The sequence below is a fragment of the Rubripirellula tenax genome, assembly GCF_007860125.1.
GTDB lineage: Bacteria > Planctomycetota > Planctomycetia > Pirellulales > Pirellulaceae > Rubripirellula > Rubripirellula tenax.
This window is the reverse complement of sequence record NZ_SJPW01000012.1, coordinates 59,098-65,097: the sequence shown is the minus strand read 5'-3', so window position 1 is coordinate 65,097 and position 6,000 is coordinate 59,098. Positions and strand designations below refer to the sequence as shown.

Sequence of the window (6,000 nt, the reverse complement as noted above, 5' to 3'; positions counted from 1 at the left end):
GCTGCTGATACGCCGGAGAACCAAAAAGAGTATCCGCAAAATCCTTCGCAAGAAGAGGGCCTCGGCTTTCCCCTGCTGCGATGTGTTTCATTGGTTTCGATGGCGACGGGAATGCTGGTGGATCTAGTGCTGGAATCGAGAGTTGACGCTGAATGAAAGAGGCACGCTGCCTACTTGCACAGAAGTGTTCCGTCGCAGGTCCAGCGGTAAGGTTTTGCCATTGTTTCATTATAGTAGTTGATGAACCGGATGATACGTTCTTGCAGGTTGTCGAGCGAACAGAATGAACCGTAGCGTGTTAGTTTCTTTCTCAGCGTTCCGAACCAAATTTCGATTTGATTGAGCCAACTACAATGCTTCGGCGTGTAGACGAAACGTATCCGATGACTCTTCTCGGTGAGGAATTCTCGCCGTGATTGCAGCGACTTTAAGATGCCGTGACGACCTTTCACGCCAAGGTCCGTTTCGATTCCACAGTGGGCGGCAACATACAGCACTAATGATTCGCTGGCGTGGGTGTTCAAGTTATCGGTTACGAAACGCCAATGAGCAGTGGCATCGGTACAGACCAGCCCGTCAATGTTTTCGAGAAAGTCTTCTTCGGTTCGAGTCTCGCGAATCAATGGCGAGAGAATCTCACCAGTGGCGACGTGCAGGTTTCCAAACAACCCGAGCGTTCCATGGCGCATGTATTCGTATTCACGACGAGCAAGCATGCCGCTTCGCGGAAGCAGATCGGCGGCAATTCGCTCCAACGCTTGGATGCCGGTCTGCTCATCGATCGAGACCGTGTGAATCCCCTGCGTGCGATAAAGCTCGATGGCACGACGATAAGTGTCGCAGACTTCGAGGACCTGAGCGTTCCAAGCATCGGGATCATCAATCTTTGGGAACAGCCAGTACTTACTTCGATGCGGCTGAACATCGGTGCGATTTTAAAAAAGACCACACCGCAGTGCGTGAAATGCTTGGCACAATTTCGCGTTTGACCGCTTCATCGACGATCTCTCGAACGGTGAACTGTGCAATCGGACGGTCCGATTCTTCGTCCGGATTCTCGCAAGCGATCGCCACGATGGCAACTTGCTGTTCAGGGGTGAACTTCGATGCTCGACCTTTTCGCTGTTTGTCCGCTAACAGAGTTTCAATTTCGTTCTTCAAGACTGAACGCGGTTCGTTGCATTCGATCGAAATCAGTCGCTGCCAGCCGTCCCTCCAACGCTTTCGCCAAACACTGGCCTGTTGCGGATTGAGCCCGACGATTTCACCGACTTCCTCGTTGTTGTGCTTCGCAAAGGCGAGCAAGACAACCTTGGCACGTTGCACCAGCCGAACGGCAGCGGTGCGACTTGCGACGATCTCTTCAAGGATCTCGAACTGCCGCTCGGTGACCTGGATTTTGGCTGCCTTCCCTGGCATCATGACGCTCCTGCGAGGTTGTGAATCTGGCGAATTGGCGAAGCCTACCCCCATCAACGCTGTCCAATCAAGACTGACTCACGATTCCAGCACTAGCTGTCCACGGCAGATTGGCTCGGTCTGTTTTCGTCTTGGCAGTAGCGTATTCGTTATTGAGGGATCATGCGGTCGTCTGTATGCTCGCGCGCCCGCCATCATAGATTTGAGTGCCCGCTGGCGCGGTGGCTAGGCTGGCGACTTGCGATTCAATCCAATTCTGCAAATCGCCGTCGACAATCATCCTGACGTCACTCACTCCGCTTAACGTGTACTCGAAAGACTTCCCGATCAGAAACCAACGTCTCGGTTCCACGTGGCTGTCGCGGTAAGGGAACAGTAGCGGCGGGTGAAAGAGTGAAAAAGGAGCCATCAGTTGCAGCGAAATACCTTCTCTCGTCACACCAACCGTCGCGATTCCCTTGTACGAGTTCCAGCCGATGTCGCCGGCAACCAGAATCACCGTTTGCAACGTCCGCTCGGCGACACAATCGGTTCCATCGACGACGCTATACGCGCGAGCCAAACGGGTCCACCGACGAGCATTGATTTTCCACATCAGGCACATCAAGCCGATGGGTATACTGTAACTCACCAGATGTATAAACAAGTTTCCGATCATGTCTCTTCGTCCGATGCGTGTTCTTGTTCGTACTTTTGAATCTTGTTGGCAACTTGCCGTAAGTTCCGTTCGACAGATTGAGGTGATTGATTGGGGAAGACGGGTAGGTCTTCGATCGCGACGCCCATCCTGGCTAATGCAAATCGCCATTGATCGGCTTCGCCGGCGCTATTCATGATTGGCGACGGGCGACGAAGGAACAGTTCTCGTATCCGTGGCGTTGCGTCTGATGCATGTGGGCCCAAACGCACGAGCGCCTCGCGGATACCAGCGATCATCGCGCGGCGGTCACGATAGTTTGGAAACTCGAGTGCGGTGTCGAGAATTCCGTTGAGTTGGGGCATCGCTCGGTCGGGACCCAGATCAGCCAAAGTCGCGATCAGCGGTGCCGCTTGTTGATAGATCTCGGGCGAGTTCCAAATCGCGAGATAAGCCGGATTTGGATCGGCAAACGTCCCCGGCGGAAGGCTCGCCAGACGCTCGGCTAGCCAGTGACGTAGATCCGCCGAAGTGTGGTTCATGCCAATTCGATACAAGTAGGCTTCCCGCATCGCGGCGGGCGTCTTGTCTTTTGAGAAGACGTTCTTGATTTGTTGGTCGATGTCTCGAACGCGATCGTCAGCAACGATTCGTGCGATCAACGCATGATCTTGCTTTTTCGAGTCGAAGAAGAACAAGTCGAGGTATCGCCGCGCTAGGTCAATCCGGACAGCGGTCGCCGATGGATCGTTGAGCGCTTCTATGGCTTCGGCCCGCAATCGTTCCAGCGACTCAGTATCGCACTCCGGAACGCGGAACTTGATCGCTTGCAGCAACGATGATTCCGGATCCAACGCCCGGTCGCCGGACTCCAGGATCTGCCGTCCAACGTGGAAGTAGGAGGCGCCCGACATGGTAGCGTGAAAGTCGAAGTGAAACATCCTCGCGGGCACCGCCTGTTTTCGATAGCTCTCACGATACCGCACAGTACCTTGTGAATCGAGAACCGTGACCCGGCGGAGCGTGGCAATTGGGTAGTTCGTTTGGCTTTGAATGTGGATGGCCCAATCGGCTGCCTGTGCTTCGATCGGATGAACTTCGCAAAGTCGCTCCTGCGCGGCCAAACGCACTGCCCAATTCGCTTCCACCGCTTTGACTGCCGTGATCAGCCTCATCCCTCGATTCGCCCTGACCAAAGGTGGATACTTGCGAACGATTTTTCCCGGCTCACTAGGAAACAGGCCTGCCCCTGAATCGGCCTTTGCGGAAAGTAAAGCATAGGCGGCGGAAAGCCCGCGATCCGACGGTTTGCCACGCCCGGCGGTGACCGTGGTCAAGCTTTGAACTTGTGTCGAGTCGAGCACCGCGAGACTCAAGTAGTCGCATTCCGGCTCGTTTCGTTGATCCGGCCTTTCAATACGAACATGCCCATCAAGTTCAATGGAGCGATCGGCTATCACGTCGGGCAATTCCGCCGCGAGGTACTCCGCAATTGCCTTCATGCGAAACGGTTGCATAACAGCCCAACCCAGCAGCAACGCGACACCGAATGCCATCGCTGTTCCCTTGAGGGGCGAGGAGATGGGTAACAGTCGCCGAATAACCGCCGTGGCGGCCAAGTAGACAAACACCGTGGGCGCGAATGTGAGAACCAGCCCCGGAACGATCATCAGGAAATATCCAAGAACCACCAGCTCGGGTGCCGTGATCGCTAGCCCGGCCAGGACGCCGGTGATGACGAGTGCATACTTCATCCGCAAATTCGTTACAAAGATAAGGATCTGGGCGGCGCAATTGATCAAATCGCGATCATCCGGCACTCAGAACCATCCCGAGCGGGTACCGCTCAGAAATCTAGCTCGCCGTCACCCGACAGGTCCGACTTTTCGGCTTTTGAATTCCCCGACACTGGTGCTGTCAAATGCAGTTTTCCCTCGGCCGCTTGAGTGACACGTTCGACGGACATTGCGGCTGAGAGTACTCGTTGCATCGTTTGATCCACGTGAGAGTCGCTGATCATTGGTTCGCCGTCACAGAAAGATCGGGTCGCTCGGAATCAATCTGTTGCAACAAGATGTCTTTCAGTTTGCTGACACGTCCAGGGTGCTCGCCTTCGACGTTGTCACGCTCCTGGTTGTCGACCAGGATGTTGTAGAGTTGGTACTCGCCGGCATTCTTGTTCGATTCAACCAGCTTCCATCCATCTCGGTCGATGATCGCACAGCTGCCCATCGCGTTGAAGTGATTGTTGACGATGACGTAGTCGTGAGTTTGAATTTGTGGCTGGCCCAACAACGTCGGCAGATACGAGATGCCGTCTTTGCCGGAGGGAAGATCCGCGTTGACCAAGCTCGCCAGCGTTGCCATGAAATCGTAGTGGGCAGTCAGCAAATCGGATTCTGATTCCGCAGCGATTCGTCCGGGCCAACGCGCAATCAACGGACACTGCATACCGCCTTGGTAGCCGCTTCGTTTCAGGCCGGCGCGTCCGCCGGCGCCATCGAAAACGTCACCGCACTCCGACGTACGCCATTTTTGGTCCGTTAGGTTCGCCTTCTCGCCGTTTGCCAGTCGCTGTTGTTTGTACGCGGACTTCGGGCCGTAGTAGAGTTCGTGTCCGTTGTCCGAAGCGAAAAGAACGATCGTGTTGTCGTCCATTCCGAGTGTCTTCAGTTCTTGCATGATCAGACCCACGTGATCGTCTAACATCTTGACCATTGACGCATACTTTTTTTCGGCAAGCGTCAGGCTGTCGTCGTTTGCGAAGTCGGGATGCAGTTCGGGGATGGCGACGGGGCCGTGCGGCAGTTGGGTCGGGTGATAGAGGAAGAATCGTTCTTTCCGATGATCACGCAGATACTGCAAGATGCTTTGGATGAAGACATTCTGAGAATATGTTTTTCCGCCCGATCCGACGGGCTCATCACCCTGTTCGCTCATTTTTCCGCAATCGGGATCGCTGTTCCCGTCTAGTTCAAAACGATCTCCATTGCGCCACAAGTACGGCGGGTAAAAGCCATGGCAACGTTGGTGGTCGAAGTAGCCCTCGTAGAAGTCCCATCCGAAGCGTTTCACCTGTTCGTGCCAAGTCAAGAATCCGCGATCGAGCTTTCCGAACTGTGCCGTCTGGTAACCGGCGTCCTGGGCAACTTGACCCAAGAAGACTTCGTCGTCGGCGATCGGATGAGCGCTTGCCTTGACGGCGATCATGCGCCGCTGAAAATCGTCTTCGGAGATTCGGCCGGCATCACGCTGGATTGGAAGGCCTGCGCGGGTTTGAGCCCAACCGCCGATGCGGCCGTCGTGCATTCCGGTCAACAAGGACCAGCGAGCCGGTGCGCAGTAAACTCCGCCGTAATAGTTCGTAAACTTCATGCCCTCGCGAGCAAGTTGGTCGATATGAGGTGTCGTGATTCGTTGCTGGCCGTAGCATCCGAGTAAGCCGGGGCCAAGATCATCGGCAAAGATCAAAATGACATTGGGGCGGTTGGTCGGCGCGGCGGACAAAATGGATCCCAAAAACAAAGAGATGGTCAGTGCCGCTATCAATCGTTGTTTCATTGCAGTTCAGTTTTTGAGAATGGCCGGCGCGGCTTACAGGGGCCTTCGGACAGCGTAGTTTATACTTGCGCCACGCGAACGACTGGTCGCATCGCGAATCCGCATGGAATACCATTGTCTCTTCGGCAGATCGATTTTGTTCATCAGCTTGCTGCACATTTTTCCGATGCTGATCGATGTTTGCGATTCGGTTCGTATCGAAGATTTTGAAGACCGGCGATTAAAGCGATTTTTGAAATGTCCGTCGGCACCTCCAGATTTTGTCGTCGTGATCACTCAAGGAATTGGCAACCATCCTGTTCGCTCGGAACATTGTCGGTACATTCGATAGGCGGATGGGTCGGAAAGATTGTAGGATCATGGGGCTGGTCCGAATGAGTTTG

General features: G+C 54.6%; 6 protein-coding genes. All 6 read right to left on the bottom strand.

The window, feature by feature from the left end; translation table 11 throughout:
• Positions 1 to 170: 170 nt before the first annotated feature.
• The 6 genes from Poly51_RS29125 to Poly51_RS29105 all read right to left on the bottom strand — a co-directional run bounded on the left by Poly51_RS29125 (position 171) and on the right by Poly51_RS29105 (position 5,617).
• Positions 171 to 782, bottom strand: a complete 612-nt coding sequence (locus Poly51_RS29125; RefSeq protein ID WP_146462481.1) for a transposase — start codon at positions 780 to 782, stop codon at positions 171 to 173.
• Between the two features lie 121 nt (positions 783 to 903).
• Positions 904 to 1,419 (bottom strand): helix-turn-helix domain-containing protein, encoded by a 516-nt coding sequence (locus Poly51_RS29120; RefSeq protein ID WP_186775898.1) that lies wholly within the window; start codon positions 1,417 to 1,419, stop codon positions 904 to 906.
• Between the two features lie 160 nt (positions 1,420 to 1,579).
• On the bottom strand, positions 1,580 to 2,050 hold the full coding sequence (locus Poly51_RS29115) for a hypothetical protein (RefSeq protein WP_146462479.1): 471 nt from the start codon (positions 2,048 to 2,050) through the stop codon (positions 1,580 to 1,582).
• A gap of 23 nt (positions 2,051 to 2,073) precedes the next feature.
• The gene (locus Poly51_RS29110; RefSeq protein ID WP_146462478.1) at positions 2,074 to 3,810 is read right to left on the bottom strand and encodes a hypothetical protein; all 1,737 of its coding nucleotides are present in this window, start codon (positions 3,808 to 3,810) and stop codon (positions 2,074 to 2,076) included.
• Between the two features lie 92 nt (positions 3,811 to 3,902).
• On the bottom strand, positions 3,903 to 4,046 hold the full coding sequence (locus Poly51_RS30835; RefSeq protein WP_186775897.1) for a hypothetical protein: 144 nt from the start codon (positions 4,044 to 4,046) through the stop codon (positions 3,903 to 3,905).
• A gap of 26 nt (positions 4,047 to 4,072) precedes the next feature.
• A complete protein-coding gene (locus Poly51_RS29105) occupies positions 4,073 to 5,617 on the bottom strand; it encodes an arylsulfatase (RefSeq protein WP_146462477.1) in 1,545 nt (514 codons plus the stop codon).
• Positions 5,618 to 6,000 lie beyond the last annotated feature (383 nt).

Excerpts from the sequence above, each read along its gene's own strand:
- Poly51_RS30835 (WP_186775897.1), bottom strand. The coding sequence starts at position 4,046 with ATGCAACGAGTACTCTCAGCCGCAATGTCCGTCGAACGTGTCACTCAA.
- Poly51_RS29105 (WP_146462477.1), bottom strand. The coding sequence starts at position 5,617 with ATGAAACAACGATTGATAGCGGCACTGACCATCTCTTTGTTTTTGGGA.
- Poly51_RS29110 (WP_146462478.1), bottom strand. The coding sequence starts at position 3,810 with ATGAAGTATGCACTCGTCATCACCGGCGTCCTGGCCGGGCTAGCGATC.
- Poly51_RS29120 (WP_186775898.1), bottom strand. The coding sequence starts at position 1,419 with ATGCCAGGGAAGGCAGCCAAAATCCAGGTCACCGAGCGGCAGTTCGAG.